The sequence below is a fragment of the Paenibacillus sp. A3 genome (assembly GCF_001399685.1).
GTDB lineage: Bacteria > Bacillota > Bacilli > Paenibacillales > NBRC-103111 > Paenibacillus_G.
In genome coordinates this window covers 48,743-70,518 of the sequence record NZ_JTHN01000096.1, presented here as the reverse complement: position 1 = coordinate 70,518, position 21,776 = coordinate 48,743, and the positions used below count along the sequence as shown (strand labels likewise).

Genomic DNA, 21,776 nt, shown 5'->3' with positions numbered 1-21,776 from the left:
TTTTCAAACGAAAAAACCCGTCTTATGAAGCCCATAAGGACGGGTTAGTAGCATCGTAAATTCCGGCCGCAAGCCGGATTAATTAACTTCTTTTTCCAATATGGTAATGAACACCTGGGGCGCGACTTCGACGTCTTTGGTCTCCGCAAATCCGAATTGCTTGTATAACGAAATGGCCGACACATTTTTCGCCCCCGTGCTCACCGCAAATTTGCGGATGCCCGGTTCGGATTCAAGCGCGTACTGAACCAAGCTTCTCCCGATGCCTCTGCGGAAATAATCCGGATGCACGACCAACCGGGTAATGTGAAGCACGTCCTCCTCCTTTTCGACCGCAACGACCCCCGCCAATGTCCCGTCCGCAGCATAGCCGTAAAACGTCTCCTCCGCTTGCATCAACGTCTGAACCGTGTCCCGGAGCTGGGGAATGCCGTCGAAGCCGATCAGTTCCGCTTCGACCCGGTAGGCCGGAAGCTGCACCCGAAGCACTTGCTCGGCCACGGCAGGCTGCGTCATGTCCAACTGCTGTATCATCTCAACAAATTCTCCTTCTCGTCTTGGTTTGATATCCCTTTATTGTAGCGAAGAAACGCGGAGCCGGCCAAGCTAAAAAACAAGTTTAGTCAAACAATCCAAGAGGATACTTTTGAACAAAACCCGAGTCGTTTTTCCATAAAAATACATATCACTGCTGACGTTCGAATAGGATACATTGTGGACATGGCCCCCGGTCCGATGCGCCCGTTTTCCTGCCGTCCGCGGCAGCTTGCAGCCGGATTGTACTTTACCGGGAATTCGAGTGAGGAAGGAGGGAACGACGATGTGGGTAAAGCCAAAAGCTAAAATCATCGACCTTTGTGCCGAAGTAACCGGTTATGCCTGCCAGAAATAAACGGCTCCTTGAGCCGCAGCACACAACAATCGGGTTGCCGGAGAAATCCGGCATCCCTTCTATAAGGGGGACGACGGATGCTTCTCAAAATTATCGGGACGGCAGCCGGGGGAGGCTTCCCGCAGTGGAACTGCGCTTGCCCCAACTGCCGCTTGGCACGCGCCCGCGACGGACAGGCGCTTACCCGGATGCAAAGCAGCGTGGCCGTCAGCAGCGACGGAGCCGCATGGTATTTGATCAACGCTACGCCGGATATCCGCCAGCAGATTGAATCGCAGCCCCCCCTTCGGCCCGGACCGGGGCTCCGCAGCACGCCGATTGCGGGGGTCCTGCTGACCGATGCCGAGCTCGATCATACGATCGGGCTGCTTAGTTTAAGGGAGGGCGGTCAGCTGGACATTTTTGTGACCGGTCCGGTTATGCAAGCGCTGGCCGGGCCGTTTCCCGTCCGCCATATGCTGGAGCCTTATGCGGGCGCGCGCTGGCGGGAAATGACGCCCGGCGTTCCATTTGCCCTGTTCGCCGGAAGGCTGGAGGTTACCCCCTTCTGCCTCGGGTCCAAGGCGCCCCGCTACGCTTACGGATGCTTGGGCGGGGACGGAGGCGGGGAAGCGCCGGCCTGGGTCGTCGGCTACCGGTTTGAGGACCGGCTGACCGGCGGCAAAGCCGTCTACGCCCCGGGCGTCGAGGCTTGGTCGGACGAGCTGGAGCGGATGCTGACGGATGCGGACTGCATTTTGCTGGACGGCACCTTCTGGCAGGCCGACGAGCTGAAGGGGCTGGGCGTCTCGGAGCTGGCCGCTTGGGACATGGGGCATGTCCCGATCGACGGAACGGACGGGAGCCTGCACCGGCTTGCCCGCTTGACCGCGGCGCGTAAAATTTACGTGCACATCAACAACACCAATCCGATACTGAATCCCGCGTCGGCCGAATGCCATACGCTGCTTGCGCTCGGCATCGAAATCGGATACGACGGCATGGAGCTGGAGGTATGACGATGAACGAGCCATGGTCGAACGACGAATTCTTGATGCGGCTGCGCCGGATCGGCGAGCAGCGGTATCACGACAAGCATCCTTATCACATCCGCATGCACGAGGGAAAGCTCAGCCCGGAGCAGCTTCGGGCCTGGGTCGCCAACCGGTTTTACTATCAAAAAAACATCCCGGTTAAAGACGCGCTCATCCTGGCCAAGCTGCCTACCCGGGAAGACCGGCGCCGTTGGCTGCAGCGCATCGTCGACCACGACGGCCGCGAGGGAGACGAAGGCGGCATCGAAGCGTGGATTCGCCTCGGAGAAGCCGTCGATATTTCCCGTGAGGACCTGCTCAGCGAGCGGCTCGTGCTGCCTGCAGTCCGTTTTGCGGTTGACGCGTACGTGAACTTCTGCCGGCTGCAGCCGTGGCCCGAGGCCATCGCTTCCTCCCTGACGGAGCTGTTCGCGCCGACGCTCGTCTCCCGGCGCATCGTCGTCTTCGAGGATTTGTATCCGTGGATACGCCCGCAGGGGCTTGATTATTTCCGCTCCCGGCTCCATCAGGCGCCGCGCGACGCCGATCACGGGCTGGAGCTCGTGCTGCGCGAATGCCGCACCCGCCGCGAGCAGGAACGGGCGGTTGCCGCGCTCTCGTTCAAATGCGACGTGCTGTGGTCGCTCCTCGATGCGCTGCAGCTCGCTTACCCGGATGAGGAGAACCGTGCATGAGCTGGGGGCTGCAGGAACGGCCAGCAATTCGTCCCCCCGCCCGCATGAAATACGACGCGCTGCGCAAGCAGGAACTGCTGCTGCTCCCGGAGCGTATCGTTCAATTGAATGAGACCGCCGGAGCGATTCTGCGGCTGTGCGACGGGCAGCGAACCGTCGGAGAACTGACGCACGAGCTGGAGGCAAAATACGGACAGACCGGTCTGCAGGACGACATTACCGAGTTTTTAACGCAGGCCGCGGAGGAAGGCTGGGTGGAACGATGGATCTGAGTTTACCGTACGCGCTGACCGCCGAATTGACCCACCGCTGTCCCCTCCGCTGCCCGTATTGCTCCAATCCGCAGGAGCTGGAGCAGCGGGACAACGAGCTGCCTACCGACGTATGGCTGCGCGTCCTGGAGGAAGCCGCCGGGTTAGGCGTCGTCCAGCTGCACCTGACGGGTGGGGAGCCGCTGCTGCGGGCCGATACCGAGCTGCTCATCGAACGGGCGCGTTCGCTCGGCCTATTCGTGAATCTGATCACAAGCGGCGTCGGGCTGACCGAAGCACGGCTCCGCCGGTTGGCGGAAGCCGGGGTCGACAGCCTGCAGCTCAGCCTTCAAGCGGCGACCCCAAGCCTGTCTGACCATATTGCCGGTTTCAAGACGTTCGACAGGAAGCAGCAAGCCGCCGCCCTCATCCGGGCCGCAGGCCTTCCTTTGAATATGAACGTCGTTCTGCACCGGCACAATATCGGGGAGCTGGAGGCGATCGTCGAGCTTTGCCTCTCCTGGGGGGCGTCGCGGCTGGAGCTGGCCAACACCCAGTATTACGGCTGGGCGCTCGTCAACCGGGAGACGCTCATGCCGACGAAGGAGCAGCTGGAGACAGCCGAAGCCGCCTTTGACAAATTAAAAAAGCGGATCGGCAAGCAGATAGAGCTGATCTGGGTCGTCCCCGATTATTACGCCGAGCTTCCGAAGCCTTGTATGGGAGGCTGGGGCCGGATCTCGCTCACCGTGTCCCCGAGCGGCAAAGTACTGCCTTGCCCCGCCGCTTCGAGCATAACTACGCTCACGTTCGATTCGGTGCGGGACCGGAGCCTTGCTTCAATCTGGTACGAATCCGCCGCACTGAACGCTTTTCGCGGCACGGATTGGATGCCGGAGCCGTGCCGCAGCTGCGACCGCCGCTTCGAAGACTTCGGCGGCTGCCGCTGCCAAGCCTACCTGCTCACCGGCGATGCCCGCCAGACGGACCCGGTATGCCGTCATTCGCCTCACCGCAGCTTGATCTCGGACGCCGTCGCCGCGGTAAACGAAGCCTGTCCGGCAGCTTCCGATTCCGTCGAAGCGCCGCCTTCCTACGTTTACCGGGGCTCGGCGGCCCTATGGACGGCGCCATCAAGCCTATAAGATAGCTCAAGCAGAAAAAAAATAAATCCAAGACCTGTACGGAAGCTTCACTGTCCCAAGGTCTTGGATTAATGCATAATGATCCCGAAGCTCAACGGGGAGCGGGGCTCCTCCATCCATTCGCTTAACCGTTCCCTGCTGCGCCACACGCCTTTTTTCACACGCTCCGGGGAGATCTCCAAAATTTCCCCGATCTCTTCATAGGATAGCTGACATTCGTACTTCAGCGATACGATCAGCTTCACTTCATCCGGCAGTGCATCGACGGCTTCGAGGATGGTACGGGGTCCGAGCGTGCCCGGCTTTAGCCTGCGTTTGCCCGAAACTTTCGCCATTTTGCACCGGTGAATAAGCATCCGGTAGGCAGCCGTCCTCATAGAACCGTTCGTTGGCGCAAATCCTTCCTCCGCATGTCTGCGAAACAACTCGACGAACGTACGCCCCACCTCCTGCGCCGCAAGCTCGCGGTCTTGGAGCAGCCGGTGCGCAAGCCGGTAAACCGGATCTTGCAGCGATTCGATGAAGCTGCGAAATTGTTGAAGCTGTTTTTGGCCGTCTGCAGAAGCCGGCTGGTGTTGCTGTGGATTCATGCTTTTTGCCTCCGTTCTCATCATCTCTTCCATTATATGAACGTGATGTGTACTTCAAGTGTCTTTTTTGGAAAAGCAGACACAAAAAAAGCAGCCTAAACCCCGAATTCCGAGGTTTAGACTGCTTTTCAGCATATATATTATTTGCGCTTAACGCCCAGCGTGACAATCTCGTAAGGACCCACCGGCATGGACAGGTTCGGACCCTCCGAAACGATCGATCCCGCTTCCTCCAAGACGTTGCTTTTGTAGACCGATTCCGCGCCGCGGGCCGAATGCAGCCCCAGCTCCGTTCCGGCCGCTTCCATGTTGAACCATCTCAGCATGAGATCGCCGGAAGCCTCGCTCACTTTCATGGACGAGAACGCAAGCGCGCCGCCCTCCCAGCGGTACGGGGCATAGCCCGAAGCGATCGGGCCGCCGTGCACGCCGGTTTGGCAAACCGTCCATGGAATCTGGAATAGGTACGCCTCGGCAAAAGCGCCCGAAGCCGCGCCGTCGCCGCTATGCGGGATGATCTCCAGCTGCACCGTGTGCTCGCCGAGACATTGCGCCTCCGGCGTCGGGAACAAGCCCCAATCGCCAAGCTCGCTGACGGATCTAAGCAGCGTGACGGCAATCGTATTGCGTCCGTCCCGCAGCACTTCGTACTCCTGAAGCCCGAGGTTGGCGATCGTGAGGCCCGCCCCTGCTCCGCTTACGTCGACAAACGCTTGCTGATGCTGCGCATTGCTCGGATTTTCCCACTCCGCCGCCGGTTCGTTGTCCCGCGTCGCAATCTCGAAGATCGAATCGGCGCGGTGTACCGCCGTCTCCACGTCGGTCGGGAAGAGTGCGCGCAGCCGGTGATCCTTCGCCTGGTTGTTGAAGGACGCCTGCAGCTCGACACCCCGGCCGCTGCGGCTCAGACTGACCTGCATGCGGATCGTGAGCGGCACCATATCCTTGACGCGCTGCCCTTTGCGGTGCGGGAAATAAACCAGCTCCCGCTTCTCCTGCTCGAATACGGCATCGCCCGAAGCCGGAACCGACCATTCGTGCACGATTTCCACCGTCGCACGGTATGGCGTATCCTCGACGACGCGGATATCCGCCTTCAGCCCTTTCGTCGTCAGCGCCGTCTCGCCGTTCGGCTGCTTGTACATATATTCGTTGCCGATATCGCCGGTATTCTCGTACACGCCCAAATCGCGGAACGTGCGGCCCGTTTGCTTGTCCGTCACGGCGAGGGAACCGTCCTCCGCGATCTCGACGCGAAGCAAGGCGTTCTCCATCACCCGGTCGCCGTTCAGCAGCGAGGCGGTTTCGGCGGCCGGGGACGAAGCCATATCGGCCGATTTGAGCCACGCGTACGCGGCAACGCCAAGCGCAGGCACGTTCTGCGCCTCGAAGGTGAGGCTCACCCTGCGGCACATATACGGCTGGCGGAACTTGTCGTCCGGCAGGTCGTAGCCGAACTGCAGGCCCAGATCCTGCATCGTGAACGGTACGGTGCGGCCCTCCGCATCGACCAGCGTGCGGCCGGAGACGTCGAGCGCCTGCATGCGGCGGCTCATCTCGTCCAGCGGGAAGCCGTCGCGGAAGTACAAGCGCTCCGCGTCCAGCTCCACGGTGACGACTCCGGTTCTCTCCCAGCCCGTCGTATTGAAGACGACGAGCGGGCGCGCCTCCGCGCCCATGCGGGCGAAGACGGACGTGTCGACCGCTTCGGCGATGACACGCTTGCTGTCGTCGACGATGGTCTCGGCCACATGGCGGCTTTTGTCGAAGCGGGTCACCATCTCGCGGTGCACCTCGTCCACGCTGCAGCCGCAGATGCTGTCGTGCGGGTGGTTCTGCATCAGCGTTTTCCAAGCGTACGTGAACAAGTGGTGCGGATACTCTTTACCCAGCAAGTGCGCGAAGGACGCGAGCGGCTCGGCCACTTTCTCCAGCAGCGCTTGCCCCCGCTGGTTCATCTGCTTCAAGTAAACGCGGGCGGACGCGGTATTGACCAGCGTCGACCATCCGTCCGTGCGCTGGCTGCGCAGCTCGCCCCTCACCACGGACAGCTCCCGGTCCAAAGACCGGTTCACGGCCTGCAAATAATCCGCCACGTTCGAGTGGACGAAGTCGGTGTCCGGGAACAGCTTCCGCGCCGTGCGGATCGCCTCGGACAAGTCCTGCTGGATTGGCTGGTGGTCGCATCCGTTCATGAACAGCAGCTCCCCGGTGGAAGCGTATTTCTCGGCATCCGCCAGCTTCCGCTCCCAGTATTCCTTCGCTTCTTTCTCGTCCGTCGGAACCTCCATCCCGTTGCAGTACCAGTTCGCGAACAAAATGCCCAGCACCCGCGAGCCGTCCGGGCCTTCCCAGAGCAGCTCGGAGAACGACGATTCGTAGTCCGAATCGGACACGGTATTGTTGAAGCCCGTCGGCTTAACGCCGCGACCGAACATCGCGTTGTCGATGCCGGCCTGGCGCAAAATTTGCGGCGCCTGCCCCATGTTGCCGAACGTGTCGGGGAAATAGCCGACCTTGGCGATCGTCCCGTAACGCGCAGCATCCTGATGCCCGATCTGCAGGTTGCGCAGGTTCGCTTCGCTGCTCGTCAGGAACGCATCCTGCAAAATATACCAAGGCCCGATATGAATGCGGCCTTCCCGGATGTACGCTTCAAGCTGCTCCTTTTTTTCCGGCCGCACCTGAAGATAATCCTCTAAAATAATCGTCTGGCCGTCCAAATAAAAGCTCTTGAACTCCGGATCGCGCTCGAGCGTATGAAGCAGCGTGTCCATCAGCTGGATCAGCAGCATATGATGCTTTTCATAAGGCAAATACCATTCCCGGTCCCAGTGCGTATGGGAAATGATATGCGCGGTTCTTTTTTTGCTCATGGCTTGTGACGCCTCCTCCCCGGACTACTCTCCGGTCACTTGGATATGAACTTCCTTCGGCCGGTACACGGACTTCAAGCGGCCTTCCCGGTCGACCGCGAACAGCACCGAACGCTCTTTCTCCAGTACAAACGAATACCGGCGTCCCGTAGCCGGGTCCTTCACTTCCACATCGGTATCGATGGCGAATTCGGACACGAAGACGAACAGTGCGCCGTCTTGGAAAGCGAGCTTTCGTCCGTACACGCCCGGGAATCCGCCGCCGCGAAGCCATTCCAGCTCCGCTCGAAAGCCCGCTACCGTCAGCGCGTGCTGGTACAGCATCGCGAGCGGCTCGGCGCGCTCGTTCAATTCGACCGGCAGCGGGCACCAAAGGAGCCGCCCCGAACCGAGCGGAACGTCGATCAACTTGTCGGCTTTCGCCTCTGCCGCCTCGTCCGTCCGGACTTCCTTCGCCACCTCGGCGATCCGCCGCTGTCCGAAGGAAACGGGCAGCAGGCGGCCGTCGAGCTCCAGCATTTCTTCGCGCCGCACGTTGGCCGGACGGTAAGAGCCGACCGCATCCTTAAGACGCTCTTCCGGCTGCCAGTAGGCATCCAGCCCGAGAGGACCGGTGACGAGCAGCGTCGCCCCGGTAGCCCGTACAATGGCGATCAATTTCGCAAACGCTTCGCTATCTATATTATGTGCGCTCGGCAGGATGATCAGCTTCGCCGGCACTTCGGCGAGTGAATCCAGATGGTATTCCCCGACTCCGCGGAAAGGAACTTTCAGCTCGTAGGACAGCATCCGCGTCAGACGGGTCGTCGCATCGAACGCCAATTTCCGGTTGGAAAAGTCGTTGGAATACGGGAAGACGACGGCGACTTCCTCCAGCTTGCGGCCTTGGAACAAATCCCGGATCTCTTCCATAAAGCGGCCGAATTCGTAGGAAACGTCCGCCTCCGGCTTCTCCGTTCCGTCCGCCCGCAGCGCCCCGATGTGCGATTCGTTGGCATTGTCCATATAGAAATTGGTGTTCCAAATCCAATGAACCGCACCCGCGCCGCCCGTCGAGAAAGCATAAGCGTATTTGCGCTCCAGGATGCTGCGCAGCTCCGTCTCCGAGCGCTTCGCCCGTCCGTCCGGCGTCTCCACGTACATGATGCCGGTCTCCTGCACGAGATTCGGCTTATCCGGCGTCTTCGCGAAGATGCCGTCCCATACAAGATGATCGTTCAGCCACCACGAGTGGACGGTCGTGTAATCCGACGCCTCCGCGTAGAAGAACGGCGACGGCCGCTGCGCGCCCAAGGCTTCGTCCTGCCCGACGACGACCATATGGTCGGGGCAGACGTCCTTGATCGCGTCGTAGAGCTGCTTCGCCCACCGGTTGTGCATCTCCATCGAGAACAGCGCGTAGTCGAGCCAGCGGGTGCCTTTTTTCCCTTGGTGCATATCCTGCACGTTGAAGTTGATCTCTTCCGGCTCTGGCGGTACGGCCGCTTCAAAGTCCGGCAGCTGCTCCGGCGACATGTTCCAGCGCTCCTGCAGCCGGCCGATCGAGCCGTGCCGCTGCTTCAGCCATTCGCGGTAAGCCGCCAGCTCGAACGGATCGCGGCACGACCGCGGGCCGTCGGAGAAAATCTGCGGCGGGTCGAACATCGACGGCTCGTTGATCAGATCCCAGTCGACATGCTTTGTGTCCTGATGCCGCGAGACGATCGAGCGCACGAACCGTTTCTGCGCTTCCACGCTGCGCGGGTCAAGGTAAGGGTTGAGGCCTTCCCAAGGCTCCGGTGTAAACGAAAAGAACGTGAAGGTGACCTGCAAATCATGCTTCTTCGCCGTAAGCAGGAAGGCGTCGATCGAGCGCAGCACCTCTTCGGAAGCGTGCCCGTCGACCTGCATGATGTTGCGGTACGCCGTCCAGATACCGGTCCGAATCCAGTTGATCCCGGCCTTCCTCATCTGTGCCATATCGCGGTCCCATACGGCCGCATTCGGCAGGAACAAAAACTTGCGCGCCACGTCCGATGTCATGTAAGTCATCCCGACGACCGGTAACGGACGTCCGTCCTTGACAAAATAGTCCCGGCCGCAGCTGACCGGCGTGCCTGTGGCCAGCAGCTTGGCGTCCAGGCCCCAAAAGCCCTGTCGCAGGATGCGCGTTTCCCCGTCCGGCGCTTGCGCCTGACAGACGATATGGTAAAAGCCGCTCTGAATTTCAAGCGGGACGGAAATGCGGTGAATATTCAGCTCCTCCGTGACGTTCGCCTCAAAGCGGTGCTTCCAGGAGGCTTGCCCTGCCTCGTGCTCCAGGGAAACCGTGAATTTCCAAACCCCGTTGTCCGATCCGGTCCCGCGCCCGATCCGCTGCGTTTGCAGCGTAAGCATCGCCCGCTCGCCCGGCTCGTATGAAGCGTAGTTCGGCTTGATCCACAGCTCGGTCACGCCTTTGGCGCAAAACGCGGCCCATTCCTTCAGCGTTTCGGCTCCGCCCTCGTTCCAGAATGCCGCGGTCAGCGGCAGATGGACGAACAGCCAGCGGCCTCCGGCGAAGGGGCCCTTCGTTTGCTCCCAGAGCACGACCGGTGCGGCCACCTCCCGGCCTTCGGCCGAGATGCCTTTCAGCAGCGGATAAATATGCGTGTCCATCGGTCCGGCGGAGCCCATCTGATGCGGCAAATCGCTGCTCTTCGTCACATGCGGCACCAGATTCCACGTATCCGCTATCGTAAGCAGCGCTTCCTTGCCGGCCAGCAGCGGAATGTCAGTTGTGACGGCCAGCTTCTCTACCGGAGCCGCATCGACCCGGAGCGCCTCATGAATATGGAGCTGCTGATGGTAAGCGGTTTGCTCGGCTTCCGCATGCCAGCTTCCGTTCTCCGCCCGGACCGGACGCTTAAACGGCGCGCCTCCGGCGCTAATGAGCCCGCCGCCCTGCTGGATAAAGTCGAGAATCGCCGACCAAGCGGCTTTCGGAAAATATGGCGCATGCAGGTTGACGAAGCAGCCGCCCTCGGCGGAGCGCAGCGCCTCCGCCAGGCGGTCCGCCGGGACGACCTGCCCCACACCCTGCAGCAGTCCAGCATCGACCTGCATCCCTTCGCCGAGCGGAAAGCCCGGATCGTAGAAAATGACGATCGGCCGCGTCATACAATCCCTTCCTTCATCGCTTCGTACACAAGCAGCGAGAACAAGCTGTTGGACCACGCAAACCAGCTGCGCGTGAAGATAGTCGGATCGTCCGCATGAAAACCTTCATGCATGAAGCCGGTATCCGCGTCCGTCGCCTCCAGCATCGCGAGCATTTCCAGCTTCTCCTCTTTCGTCACCGCCGTCAGCCCCTGCATCGACAGCGCCATGTGCCAAATATAATCCGGCGGCGTATGCGGGCTGCCGATGCCTTTTGCTACTTTGCCCTCGTAATAGAACGGATTTTGCTTGCTTAGGGCAAACCGTCTCGTATTTTGATAAATCGGGTCGTCCGGCGTCGTATAGCCGATATACGGAATCGACATGAGTCCCGGCGTGCCGGCGTCGTCCATCAGGCAGTAGTTGCCGAAGCCGTCCGTTTCGTAAGCATAAATCGGGCCGAACTCCGGATGGCGGTAAATGCCGTACAGCTGAATGCCGTGATCGACATCCGCTTCCAGCTTCTTCAACTCGTCGACGAACGCCAGATCGCGGAACACCCATTCGGCCATCTCGCGCATCTGCCGCAGCGTCACGACCGCGAACATGTTCGACGGAATGTTGTAATGGAAATCGCAGGCGTCGTCGCTCGGACGGAAGCCCGACCAGATCATCCCCGTGTAGTTCACCGGCATGCCCAGCCCGTTGTTGCGCAGCGAATCCGTCGGCACGTCGTTATTGCGCGTGAAGCGGTACGGCGACAGCTCGAAGTGGCGCTGCTCCGTTTTCCACAGATCGACCGTTTTGCGCATCGCGGACTTGAAGTTCATATCGAAAATGTCCGTCCGCTCCGTTTCCTTCCAGTACTTATAAGCTAAGCGCATCGAGAAGCAGATCGAATCGAGCTCGAATTTGCGCTCCCACACCCACGGGGACATTTCGGTCTCGTCCGTTGTATTCCAGTGCCAGTCGTTCGCCGATTCGTTGAAGGCATTGGCATACGGATCGATATGGATATATTGAATGTGCCGTTTAATCAGTCCGGCGATCAATTGCTGCAGATCCGGGTCGTTCTTCGCCAGCGGCACGTAATGAATCACTTGCTCAACGGAATCGCGCAGCCACATCGCTGGAATATCGCCGGTAATAATGAACGTCGTTCCGTCTTCCATCCGTTTCGTCGTCGTCGCCAGCGTGTTCGGGAAGCAATTTTTAAACAATTGCAGCAGCTTGGGACGATGAGCCAGCTTGACCTCCGCTTCCGCCAGCACGTCCTGCACCGCCCGCGGCAGCTCCATCGCAGGAATTGGAATTTTAGGTAATCTGAATTGTTCCATCTCGTCCGTCAACCTCCATTTTTTCTACTACTCACCGAAGGAGGAAGGAAGTTTTTGGGTTTTTGGGTTTTCGGGTACGTGCAAGAGTAGCACGGTGGCGGGGTATCCACTGGAGGAGCGATAGCGTCCGCCTTGGTCCTCGGGAAATCTCCGCTATCCAGCGGCTTCCAATCCAAATTTCCCGAGGACCACAGCGGCCGGAAGTGGATACCCCGCCACCCACCGCCGCCCCATACCCGATTTAAAAAACTTCCTTACTCCTTCACCGCTCCAACCGTCAACCCTTGAATAAAATACCGTTGGAAGAACGGGTACGCGAACACAATCGGCCCCGTCGCCAGGACGACCATCGCCATCCGCGACGTATCCTGCGGCAGCGATTGCAGCACGGCTACGCCCATCGACGGATTGCTCGTATTTTGCAAAATAAACTGCATGCTCGTCTCGATCCGCATCAGCATGGATTGCAGCGGCACCAAGCTCGGCTTGTCAATATAGAGCAGCGCATTGAACCAGTCGTTCCAGTACCCGAGGGTGCTGAACAAGCCGATCGTCGCGAGCCCCGGAAGCGATAAGGGCAGAACCAGGCGGAAGAAAATCCCGAATTCGCCCGCACCGTCGATTTTTCCCGATTCGATAATGGCATCCGGTACGCTCGTGGAGAAGAACGTCCGCATAATCATGATGTAGAAGGCGTTCACGGCCAGCGGCAGAATGAGTCCCCAGATGGAGTCCTTCAGTCCAAGCAGCTGCGTGACGACGATATAGGTCGGGACGAGCCCGCCGTTGAACAGCATCGTAAAGAAAGCGAAAAACGAGAAGAAATTGCGGTATTTGAAGCTTTTGCGCGAGATCGCGTAGGCGAACAGCGCAATCATAATCATGCTGAGCAACGTACCGATCACGGTAACGGCAATGGTGACACCGTAGGACCGCAGCAGCTGATCCCCGGCTTTAAACACGTAGCGGTAAGCTTCCAGACTCCATTTTTCCGGAATGATCCGGTAGCCGTTGCGCGCCAGCGTCCCTTCGTCCGTAAACGAAATGATCGTAACAAACACGAAAGGAAATACGCATAGAAAAGCCAAAATTCCGGCAATCAAGTTGAAAATGACGTTCCAAAACGGAGACAGATGATGAAAATCCCGGCTTCGTTTCATCGTTCGTGCGGCCACAGCCACTCCCTCCTTTATCCGTAATGATTAATACAACGCGTTGTCTTTATTGAATCTGCGAACAATGGCATTGGAGGTAATGACGAGCACGAAACCGACGAACGACTGATACAGACCGGCCGCGCTGGTCATGCCGATTTCTCCGGTAAATTTCAAGCCGCGGTATACGTACGTATCAATGACGTTGGTAACCGAGAACAGCGTACCCGAATTGCGAGGTACTTGATAGAACAGCCCGAAATCCGCGTAAAAAATACGTCCGATCGCAAGCAGCGTCAGAATGGTAATAAGAGGCGTCAGCATCGGCACCGTAATGTGGCGGATTTGCTGCCATTTGTTCGCTCCGTCGATCATCGCCGCCTCGTACAGCGATTTGTCGATCCCCATAATAGCTGCCAAATACACGACGCTGTTGTAGCCGATCGATTTCCACAGAAAGACGAGCGTCAGAATAAGCGGCCAATACGTCGGATCGTTATACCACTGCGTGGCGGTGAGCCCGAACGCTTTGGCGATTTGGTTGACCATGCCTTTGTCGAAGCTGAGGAAGCTGAATACGAAATACCCGACGATAACCCAAGACAAGAAGTAAGGCAGGAACATCCCTGTCTGATACAGCTTGGCCAGCTTCTTATTGGCGATCTCCGCCAAAATAATAGCCAGCCCGACGGCCAAGACGAGGCCGATTACGATGAACACGGTATTATACAGCAGTGTGTTCCGTGTAATGAGAAAAGCGTCCTTCGTGCTGAACAGAAATTCGAAGTTTTTGAGCCCGACCCACTTGCTGTTCACAATGCTGGCCAGAAACCCGTCACGGTGGTACCGGTATTCCTTGAAAGCGATAACCGTCCCGGCCATCGGCAGGTAAGAGAAGAAAAGAAACCAGATCGTGGCGGGAAGCACCATGATGAGCATGGCTTTGTTCCGGCTAATATCCTTGAGCACACCCTTCACATTCATCACACCCTCGCGTTCAAAGAGACGGGGCGAATGAATGCCATTCGCCCTGTGTCCCGTTCTTATCGTTCACCCGAGAAAGCTTCCGTCAAGAAGCTCTGTTGCCTTTAGAAGCTTGATTACTTTTTGGTTGCTTTCCATGCATCGATTTGACGCTGTGCTTCTTCCATAATTTTGTCGAGGCCGGCAGCTTTAAGCTTTTGGTTGGCCTGCGGAATAATTTGATCCGGATCGACCGTACCGGTCATCAGCGGCGCCCAGAATTCTTCTTTGACGTTCTGAACCGCTGCGATTTCGCTCGTCACTTTGGACGGATCGAAGTTGAACCCGAGCAGCGCAGCAGGCTTACCGGTATCGTTGAATTTCTTGAAGCCTTCCCATTTGTCCTTCGGATCGGTCGGGTTCAGGTACGTGATCATCAGGTTACCCAGCGAGAACGTCGGCATATCGTAGTTTTTCGATTCCGGCAGGTTCTCCATCACGTTGTCGCTGACTTTTTTGTAGTGCACGTTTTCGATCCCGGAGTCGACCATGTTGCGCAGCACCGGATCGGTGTTCAGCAGGTTCAGGAACTCCATCGCCTTCTCCGGATTTTTGGAGTTCGCCGAAATCGCTTGCATCGAGCCCATAACGGACCAGTTGTAAATGTAAGCCGGGCTGGCTGGCGTGGAAACGACCGGATATCCGTAGCTGGCCGACCACAGGTTGTCCGCGAATGGCTGCGTCGTTGCTTTGTCTGCAAACCATTTGCCGGTTTTTTGCACGTCCGTCGAGGAAACCATCGTTGCCGCTTCCGTAGGAATGTAGCCGGCTTTGTAATATTTGTGCATCGTTTGGAGCGTTTGCTTCATTTCCGGCGTGTCCAGGATGTTGACGACCTTGTAGTCTTGGTTGTCAACTCTGACCGCCATCGGCATTTTCTCGATCACGTAATCGTACGGTACGAATACGCCGTAGTTTTTGTCGACGGAGAACGGAATAACGCCCGGATCTTTTTCTTTAATCGTTTTCAAGAGCGGCTCCAGGCTTTCCAGCGAGTTGACGTTCTTGATGTCGAGGTTGTACTTGTCGAGCAGCTGCTTGTTGAAGCGCCATACCTCTTGCGCCGGCAGCTCTTTGTTGGCCGGAATGCCGTAGTTGTGGCCGTCGACTTTGGAACCGCTTAAGAAGGCGGGATCAAGCATGTCCTTGATGCCTTTGCCTTGTTTCTCAAGCAGATCGTCGATCTTCATGAACGCGCCTTTTCTTGCGTTCTGAACGTAATCGAACGCCCAGGAAGACGTGAACATAATGTCCATCGGCGTACCGGAAGCAGTCATGACCTGCATTTTTTGCGAGTAATCGCCAAAGTCGATCATGTTCATTTTGACGGTAACTCCGATTTTTTCTTTCGTATATTTGCTGACCTCTTCCATGACCCGGTCAACGTCCTTTTGAGGCGTGCCGATCGTATACCAAATCAGCTCAACAGGTTTGCCCGCGGCGCCCCCTGCGTCCTGCGCGCTGTCCTTGCTGCCTCCGCATGCGGTCAAGACGACCGAAGCAGACAGCATGAGCGCGAGTCCGGCAAACAGGCTTCTTTTTTTCATTTTCATGTTCGCAGATACCTCCCTTTTTCTTTCAAGCAGCCGTTGAATCGTTTCAATGGCTACCTTTACATTAACTCAAGAAAGCATTTACAAATAGGCAAGAAACTAAAGGTATGCTGTACAAAATAAAGAAAGGGTCTGCTGGATTTCACCCTTCACAGCAGCCCTTTGTAATCCGTCGGAGAAATCCCGACATATTTTTTGAATTGTTTGTAGAAATAACTGGTTTCCCAATACCCGACGGTTTTGGCGATTTCCTGAACTTTCAGATGCGTCTCCTTCAATAAGGCCTTCGCCTTCTCGATGCGGTACTTGTTGATATATTCCGTAAAGTTCTCGCCCGTTTCCTTATGGAACAAGTGGCCGAGATACACCGGATGAATATTGAACTGCCCGCTGAGCGTCTTGAGCGACAGCTCTTCGGCATAGCTATCGTGAATCAGCTTCAGCACCTGCTGTATGACGGGGCTGCGGACGTCCTGGATCAACGAGTCGACGGTTAATCCCGCCACCGTCTTCACGGCGTCGGCCATCCGGTCCACCGTTCCGGCATGCAGCACGCGGTCGAAGGCTTCCTGGTAAAGCTCGGACGAATCCGTATGCTTAATCGCTTTCAGCTCCATCTTGAAGCGGATCATCAGCTCGATGGAGATTTGCTGGAGCCGGGCAGGCGTCATGCCCTCCTGTGCCAGGAGCCGTTCGTAATCCTGATCGATGCGGGCGAGTAAGCTATCTTTATCTTTGGCTAAAATAAGCTTGGAATATTCCGCCCACTCCAGCGGAAAATCGAGTCCGGCCGTCTCGCCGGACACCGCGACCTCCGCGTAATCCAGAATGTCACGGTCGGGATAGAGCAGGAAGAACTCCTGCGCCTTCTTCGCATGCGCATAGCTTTGCGCCGCCTCGTAAGGCAGCCGCTCCACGCTGCCAAGCGAAATGCGGCAAGCCGCGGCGCAATCCGCCTTCATCCGGGCCAGCATCTCCAGCGCAGCGCGCTTGCCCTCCGCCGGCTCGTCCAGCGTAAAGACGACGACCAGTTCGCCGTCCATATTGTGAAACGGGATGACCGACAAGCCCGGCCGCCTCTGTTCCGTGGCGAGGTCGGCGTCTCCCGCGTCACCCTCTGGAAAACGGACGAGCGCCACAAGCACAAAGGGACGGTTCAGCTGCAATTGCAGCAGCTCGGCGCGCTCGTCGAATTCGTTCGGCGCGATCTGGCCGGTCAGCCACCGGTGCATAATGTGCTCCTTCAGAATGCGCATGTCCTGTTCGCCCAAGACGCGCTCGGCCTGCGCGGCGTTCAGCTTGTCCGTCGTCGTGGTCAGCGTGGAACGAAGCTCCTGCACGTCGATCGGCTTGAGCAAATAATTTTCGATCCCAAGGCGCATGCCTTCCTTCAAATAATCGAACTCGTTGAAGCCGCTCAAGATGATAACCTTCAGACCCGGATTCCATTCCCGGACGGCGCGGACAAGCTCCAGCCCCGTCATGACCGGCATCGAGATATCCGTTATCAGAATGTCGGCGGGCGTGCGCTTCAAGGCGTCCAGCGCCTTCTGCCCGTTCCCCGCGTGACCGACGATTTCGAGCCCCAACGCGGCCCAGTCGATAATATCGTACAACCCTTCAATAATGAAAGGTTCGTCATCCACCAAAAACACTCTATACATTGGATTCTCCTGCTCCTTCCTTTTCCGGGAACCACACGGTCACGGTCGTACCGGTCCCGGGCTTGCTCTTCAGCTCCATCCCGGCCCTATTTCCATGCAGCAGCTTGAGCCGCTCGTAGACGACCCGCAGTCCGAACGATCCGCCGACCTCTTCGGGCGCTCCGAGCGCTTCCTTGATCTCCTCGAGCCGCTGCGGCTCGATCCCTCTGCCGTTGTCCTCCACCCGGACGCGAATCGTCCCGTTCTCCCGAGAGAACCGGATGACGGCGCGGTTATCGTCCCGGTCCGCCTCAATGCCGTGAACAATGTAGTTTTCGATGATCGGCTGGAGGAACATTTTGACGACGGGAATTCCATACAGCTCCCGGTCGCATTCGATGGCGTAAGTAAATCGATCTTTATACCGGATACGGAACAGCTCCAAATACAGGCGGCACGCCTCCAGCTCGTCCTTGAGCGTATAGACGGCCTTCTGCTGCACCACGTTGCGGAACAGCGCCGACAGGCTGAAGATCATCTCGCCTACGTCATGCGCGCCTTGGGAGATGGCCCGCATCCGGATCACTTCGAGCGTGTTGTACAGAAAATGCGGATTGACCCTCGCCTGAAGCGCGGCGAATTCCGTATGCTTTTGCCGGATTTCGGCTTTATACACCCGCTCGATGTAGCGGTTCAGCTCGTCCAGCATATCGTTGAAGCTGCGGGAAATTTGGCCCAGCTCATCTTCCTTCGGCTCGATGATGCGCGAGGTCAGGTCTCCGGTCTCGACCTTTTTCATGAACCGGATAATTTTGTTCGTCCGCTTGGCGAAATTGATCACCACGAGCGACGGGAACAGGATGGCGATCAGAATCCCCAGCACGCTGGCGATAATAATCGTTCGTCTCCAGCCTTGGGAGGCGGCCGCGATCTCTTGCTTCGGAATCGCGCCGACTACGACGTAGCCCGCCTGGTTTTGCGCCAGCGTCGTAATATACGATTCCTGCTCCAGCATGCCCGTCTCCTGCTGAATTTGGTTCATATAAGGATAAGACTTGCCGTAATACGTGCCCGAGGAATCGAAAATGACATGCCCGTCCGGGGTCAGCACGAGAATCGTCCCCTTGAGCGTCTCTTTGTAGCTGGCCAGCGACTTCCAAATGCCGTCGGAGTCGAAATAGATCAAAAGCTGCCCGATATATTTCAGCGAGTTTTTATCGTTCATGGCAGTCCGGACGGCAAACAGCCGGGGGTCCCATTGATCGATTTCCTTGCGGATCCACGGATTGGGCACGGAGACGTTCTTGTTGTCCAACGCCATCGCGTCCGGGACATACGAATGGACGGCATTGGTCACATGAAGCTTCGCCGATTTTTGCCGGTTGTACACATACAAGGACTGCTTCTCCGCGCTGTACAGCATCAGATTCCGGATATCCGGATCGTCCTCCAGCCGGTTGGCGAAATAGGACAAGCCGTACGGAGCGACATCTTCTTCATAATATCGGTTCAAGCCGTGCTCGATATAATCCCGAAAATCATGCTGCAGGAAATACGAGATGTCGGCAGCCAGCCTCGGATCGCGGTATACGCCAAGCACCATCGATTGCACCGACTCGTATTTTTCGCTCAAAAATGCGTTTACGCTTTCCATCGCCTTCTTCTGGTTGTCCATCTCCCGCTGTACGACAGATTGCGACATCACGTGATACATCATGTACGAGAGCGTGATGATGGTCAGAATCGTAATGAGGGCAAACGAAAGCAGCAGCTTCATGAACAAGTTGTTTTTAATATATCTCCGGTATACGCTTCCAATCATTCGTCCCACCCCCTGCTGCCGTTCCTATGCTACGATCCCTAAATTATAGCATGTCTGAAAATGAATCGGGACATGTTCCAAAATAGTTCAAAAGTTCGGATTTTCACAAACATAATCCCGGGACTACTGTGATCTAAGTCATATTTTCCGGGACAAGCTTTCCTCACAATAGAGATAGACCATGACAATCCTCACAGCAATCCGTGACGGTTTGCCAAAACAACAAGTTCAGGAGAAAGGTGGAATAGGAATCCCATGGATGTAGTGATGCTCTCGCGCATACAGTTTTCCGCAACGACGATTTTTCACTTTATTTTCGTGCCCATCTCGATCGGATTAGCGCTGATGATTGCGATTATGGAGACGATGTACGTAGTCAAAGGCCAGGAAGAATATAAACGGATGGCTAAGTTCTGGGGCAAATTGTTTCTGATCAATTTCGCCGTCGGCGTGGTCACCGGGATTTTGCAGGAATTCCAGTTCGGCATGAACTGGTCGAGTTATTCGCGGTTCGTCGGGGACGTCTTCGGCGCTCCGCTGGCCATCGAGGCGCTGCTGGCGTTCTTCATGGAATCGACGTTCATCGGCTTGTGGATCTTCGGATGGGAGCGGCTGTCGAAGAAGGTCCACTTGGCCTGCATCTGGCTGGTGTCCATCGGCACGACGCTGTCAGCGTTCTGGATTCTCGCGGCCAACTCGTTCATGCAGCGTCCGGTAGGCTTCACGGTCAATAACGGACGAGCGGAAATGAACGACTTCCTCGCTCTGATCACGAACGGCCAGCTGTGGTGGGAATTCCCGCATACGGTGTTCGGCGCTTTTCTGACCGGTTCCTTTCTGGTGGCCGGGATCAGCGCCTGGAAGCTGCTGAAGCGCCAAGACGTGTCTTTCTTCAAAAAGTCATTCCAACTCGCGATCGTGATCGCCTTGATCTCCTCCGTCGCCGTCGCGCTGTTCGGTCACCAGCAGGCGCAATACCTGGTTGCCACCCAGCCGATGAAAATGGCGGCCAGCGAAGGCCTCTGGGAAACGAGCAGCGATCCTGCGCCTTGGACGGTCACGGCGTTCATCGATCCGGTGAAGCAGCAGAATACGATGGAAATCAAGGTTCCGTATCTGCTCAGCTATTTGTCGTACAGCAAGTTTTCCGGCAGCGTGCCGGGGATGAAAGACCTTCAAGCGGAATACGAGCAAAAGTACGGTCCGGGCAACTACATTCCGCCGGTGCGCACGACGTTCTGGAGCTTCCGCATTATGGTAGCCGCCGGCTCTCTCATGATTTTGCTGGGCCTGTACGGCTGCTATCTCGCGGCCCGCAACAAGCTGGAGCAAGCGGGCAAATGGTTCCTGCACGCGATGGTGTGGGGGATCTCCATGCCGTTCATCGCCAACACGTCGGGCTGGATTATGACGGAGATCGGCCGTCAGCCGTGGGCCGTATTCGGGCTTATGCGCACCGAGGACGGGGTGTCCCCGAGCGTCAGCGCCGGACAGGTGCTGTTCTCGCTGATCTCGTTCACCGCCGCCTATACGGTGCTCGCTATCGTCATGGCCTACTTATTCATCCGAGTGATCAAAAAAGGGCCGAATGCCGTCGATCATGCCGAAATCGCGCATGCGGACGATCCATTCGACAGGGAGGGACAACATGCTTTCTCTAAATGAGCTTTGGTTTATTCTTGTAGCGGTTTTGTTCGTCGGCTTCTTCTTTCTGGAGGGCTTCGATTTCGGGGTGGGCATGTCTGCGTCGCTGCTGGGCAAAACCGACGGACAGCGCCGCGTACTCATTAATTCGATCGGCCCGTTCTGGGACGCGAACGAAGTCTGGCTGCTGACGGCGGGCGGCGCGATGTTCGCGGCTTTCCCCAACTGGTACGCCACGCTGTTCAGCGGCTTTAACACGCCGCTTGTCGTTCTTCTGCTGGCCTTGATCGGCCGGGGCGTCGCCTTCGAGTTTCGCGGCAAGGTCGACAATCAGCGCTGGAAGAAGACCTGGGACGGCGTCATCTTCATGGGCAGTCTGCTGCCTCCGTTCCTGCTCGGCGTCGTCTTCGCCTGCCTGCTGAAAGGCCTGCCGATCGACGGGCAGATGGAAATGCGCGCCGGATTGTTCGATATCGTGAACATCTACAGCGTCATCGGCGGAGTGACGGTCACGGTGCTGTGCCTCGTGCACGGCCTGATGTTTACGACGCTGCGGACGACGGGAGACTTGCAGGAGCGGGCGCGCGCGCTGGGCGGCCGGCTGCTGATCCCGCTTGCGGGGCTGCTGGCGGTATTCGGGGCGATGACCTACGCGATGACGGACGTATTTCAGGTCCGCGGCGGAATTTTGACGGTCATGGCCGTTGCCGGGGTCGCCGCGTTCGTACTGGCCGGCGCCTTTAACGCCAAGAAGAAGGACGGCTGGGCGTTCGGCATGACGGGAGCCGTGATCGCTCTGGCGATCGTTGCCGTGTTCATCGGACTGTTTCCAAGGGTGATGATCAGCTCCATCGACAGCGCGTTTAACCTGACGATCCACAATGCGGCTTCCGGTCCGTATTCGCTAAAAGTGATGACGTATGTCGCTTTGGGCCTGCTTCCTTTCGTGCTCGGCTATCAGATCTGGAGCTACTTCGTCTTCCACAAACGCGTGCACGAAAAGCAGCACCTGGAGTACTAA

16 protein-coding genes are annotated in these 21,776 nt (G+C 57.6%); 6 read left to right on the top strand and 10 right to left on the bottom strand.

Going from position 1 to position 21,776, the window contains the following annotated elements:
* Positions 1-78: 78 nt before the first annotated feature.
* Complete coding sequence (locus tag QJ48_RS15120; protein WP_054974397.1) at positions 79-534, bottom strand: N-acetyltransferase; 456 nt, start codon at positions 532-534, stop codon at positions 79-81.
* A 435-nt stretch (positions 535-969) separates the two neighbouring features.
* Between QJ48_RS15120 and pqqB the strand changes: the two genes are divergently transcribed.
* The 4 genes from pqqB to pqqE are packed head-to-tail and all read left to right on the top strand — an operon-like array spanning position 970 to position 3,996.
* On the top strand, positions 970-1,890 hold the full coding sequence (gene pqqB, locus QJ48_RS15115; RefSeq protein ID WP_054974396.1) for a pyrroloquinoline quinone biosynthesis protein PqqB: 921 nt from the start codon (positions 970-972) through the stop codon (positions 1,888-1,890).
* Positions 1,891-1,892: 2 nt separating this feature from the next.
* Positions 1,893-2,600 carry a pyrroloquinoline-quinone synthase PqqC gene (gene pqqC, locus QJ48_RS15110; RefSeq protein WP_054974395.1) on the top strand — a complete coding sequence of 236 codons (708 nt, stop codon included), beginning with the start codon at positions 1,893-1,895 and terminating at the stop codon, positions 2,598-2,600.
* A complete protein-coding gene (pqqD, locus tag QJ48_RS15105) occupies positions 2,597-2,872 on the top strand; it encodes a pyrroloquinoline quinone biosynthesis peptide chaperone PqqD (RefSeq protein ID WP_054974394.1) in 276 nt (91 codons plus the stop codon). The genes pqqC and pqqD overlap by 4 nt, the downstream gene beginning before the upstream one ends.
* Positions 2,863-3,996 carry a pyrroloquinoline quinone biosynthesis protein PqqE gene (pqqE, locus tag QJ48_RS15100; RefSeq protein WP_054974393.1) on the top strand — a complete coding sequence of 378 codons (1,134 nt, stop codon included), beginning with the start codon at positions 2,863-2,865 and terminating at the stop codon, positions 3,994-3,996. Before pqqD ends, pqqE begins: the two co-directional genes overlap by 10 nt.
* 68 nt (positions 3,997-4,064) lie before the next feature.
* On the opposite strand, the gene QJ48_RS15095 is transcribed toward pqqE, so the two are convergent.
* The 9 genes from QJ48_RS15095 to QJ48_RS15055 all read right to left on the bottom strand — a co-directional run bounded on the left by QJ48_RS15095 (position 4,065) and on the right by QJ48_RS15055 (position 19,111).
* Positions 4,065-4,586 (bottom strand): RNA polymerase sigma factor, encoded by a 522-nt coding sequence (locus QJ48_RS15095; protein WP_054974392.1) that lies wholly within the window; start codon positions 4,584-4,586, stop codon positions 4,065-4,067.
* A 140-nt stretch (positions 4,587-4,726) separates the two neighbouring features.
* Positions 4,727-7,462 (bottom strand): alpha-mannosidase, encoded by a 2,736-nt coding sequence (locus tag QJ48_RS15090; protein WP_054974391.1) that lies wholly within the window; start codon positions 7,460-7,462, stop codon positions 4,727-4,729.
* Between the two features lie 24 nt (positions 7,463-7,486).
* Positions 7,487-10,600 carry an alpha-amylase family protein gene (locus tag QJ48_RS15085; RefSeq protein ID WP_054974390.1) on the bottom strand — a complete coding sequence of 1,038 codons (3,114 nt, stop codon included), beginning with the start codon at positions 10,598-10,600 and terminating at the stop codon, positions 7,487-7,489.
* Positions 10,597-11,916, bottom strand: coding sequence for a glycoside hydrolase family 125 protein (locus QJ48_RS15080; RefSeq protein ID WP_054974389.1), 1,320 nt, complete (start codon positions 11,914-11,916; stop codon positions 10,597-10,599). The genes QJ48_RS15085 and QJ48_RS15080 overlap by 4 nt, the downstream gene beginning before the upstream one ends.
* 254 nt (positions 11,917-12,170) lie before the next feature.
* Positions 12,171-13,091 (bottom strand): carbohydrate ABC transporter permease, encoded by a 921-nt coding sequence (locus QJ48_RS15075; protein ID WP_054974388.1) that lies wholly within the window; start codon positions 13,089-13,091, stop codon positions 12,171-12,173.
* Between the two features lie 27 nt (positions 13,092-13,118).
* Complete coding sequence (locus QJ48_RS15070) at positions 13,119-14,054, bottom strand: sugar ABC transporter permease (protein WP_054974387.1); 936 nt, start codon at positions 14,052-14,054, stop codon at positions 13,119-13,121.
* 116 nt (positions 14,055-14,170) lie between these two features.
* Entirely contained in the window at positions 14,171-15,646 is a 1,476-nt protein-coding gene (locus tag QJ48_RS15065; RefSeq protein ID WP_054974386.1) for an ABC transporter substrate-binding protein, read from the bottom strand.
* 149 nt (positions 15,647-15,795) lie between these two features.
* Positions 15,796-17,310 carry a response regulator transcription factor gene (locus tag QJ48_RS15060; protein ID WP_054974385.1) on the bottom strand — a complete coding sequence of 505 codons (1,515 nt, stop codon included), beginning with the start codon at positions 17,308-17,310 and terminating at the stop codon, positions 15,796-15,798.
* Positions 17,303-19,111, bottom strand: a complete 1,809-nt coding sequence (locus QJ48_RS15055) for a sensor histidine kinase (protein WP_054974384.1) — start codon at positions 19,109-19,111, stop codon at positions 17,303-17,305. Before QJ48_RS15055 ends, QJ48_RS15060 begins: the two co-directional genes overlap by 8 nt.
* Before the next feature lie 255 nt (positions 19,112-19,366).
* Here QJ48_RS15055 and QJ48_RS15050 point away from each other — a divergent pair, with 255 nt between their 5' ends.
* Together QJ48_RS15050 and cydB are read left to right on the top strand one after the other, a co-directional pair.
* Positions 19,367-20,776 carry a cytochrome ubiquinol oxidase subunit I gene (locus tag QJ48_RS15050; protein ID WP_054974383.1) on the top strand — a complete coding sequence of 470 codons (1,410 nt, stop codon included), beginning with the start codon at positions 19,367-19,369 and terminating at the stop codon, positions 20,774-20,776.
* Entirely contained in the window at positions 20,760-21,776 is a 1,017-nt protein-coding gene (gene cydB, locus QJ48_RS15045) for a cytochrome d ubiquinol oxidase subunit II (RefSeq protein ID WP_054974382.1), read from the top strand. The genes QJ48_RS15050 and cydB overlap by 17 nt, the downstream gene beginning before the upstream one ends.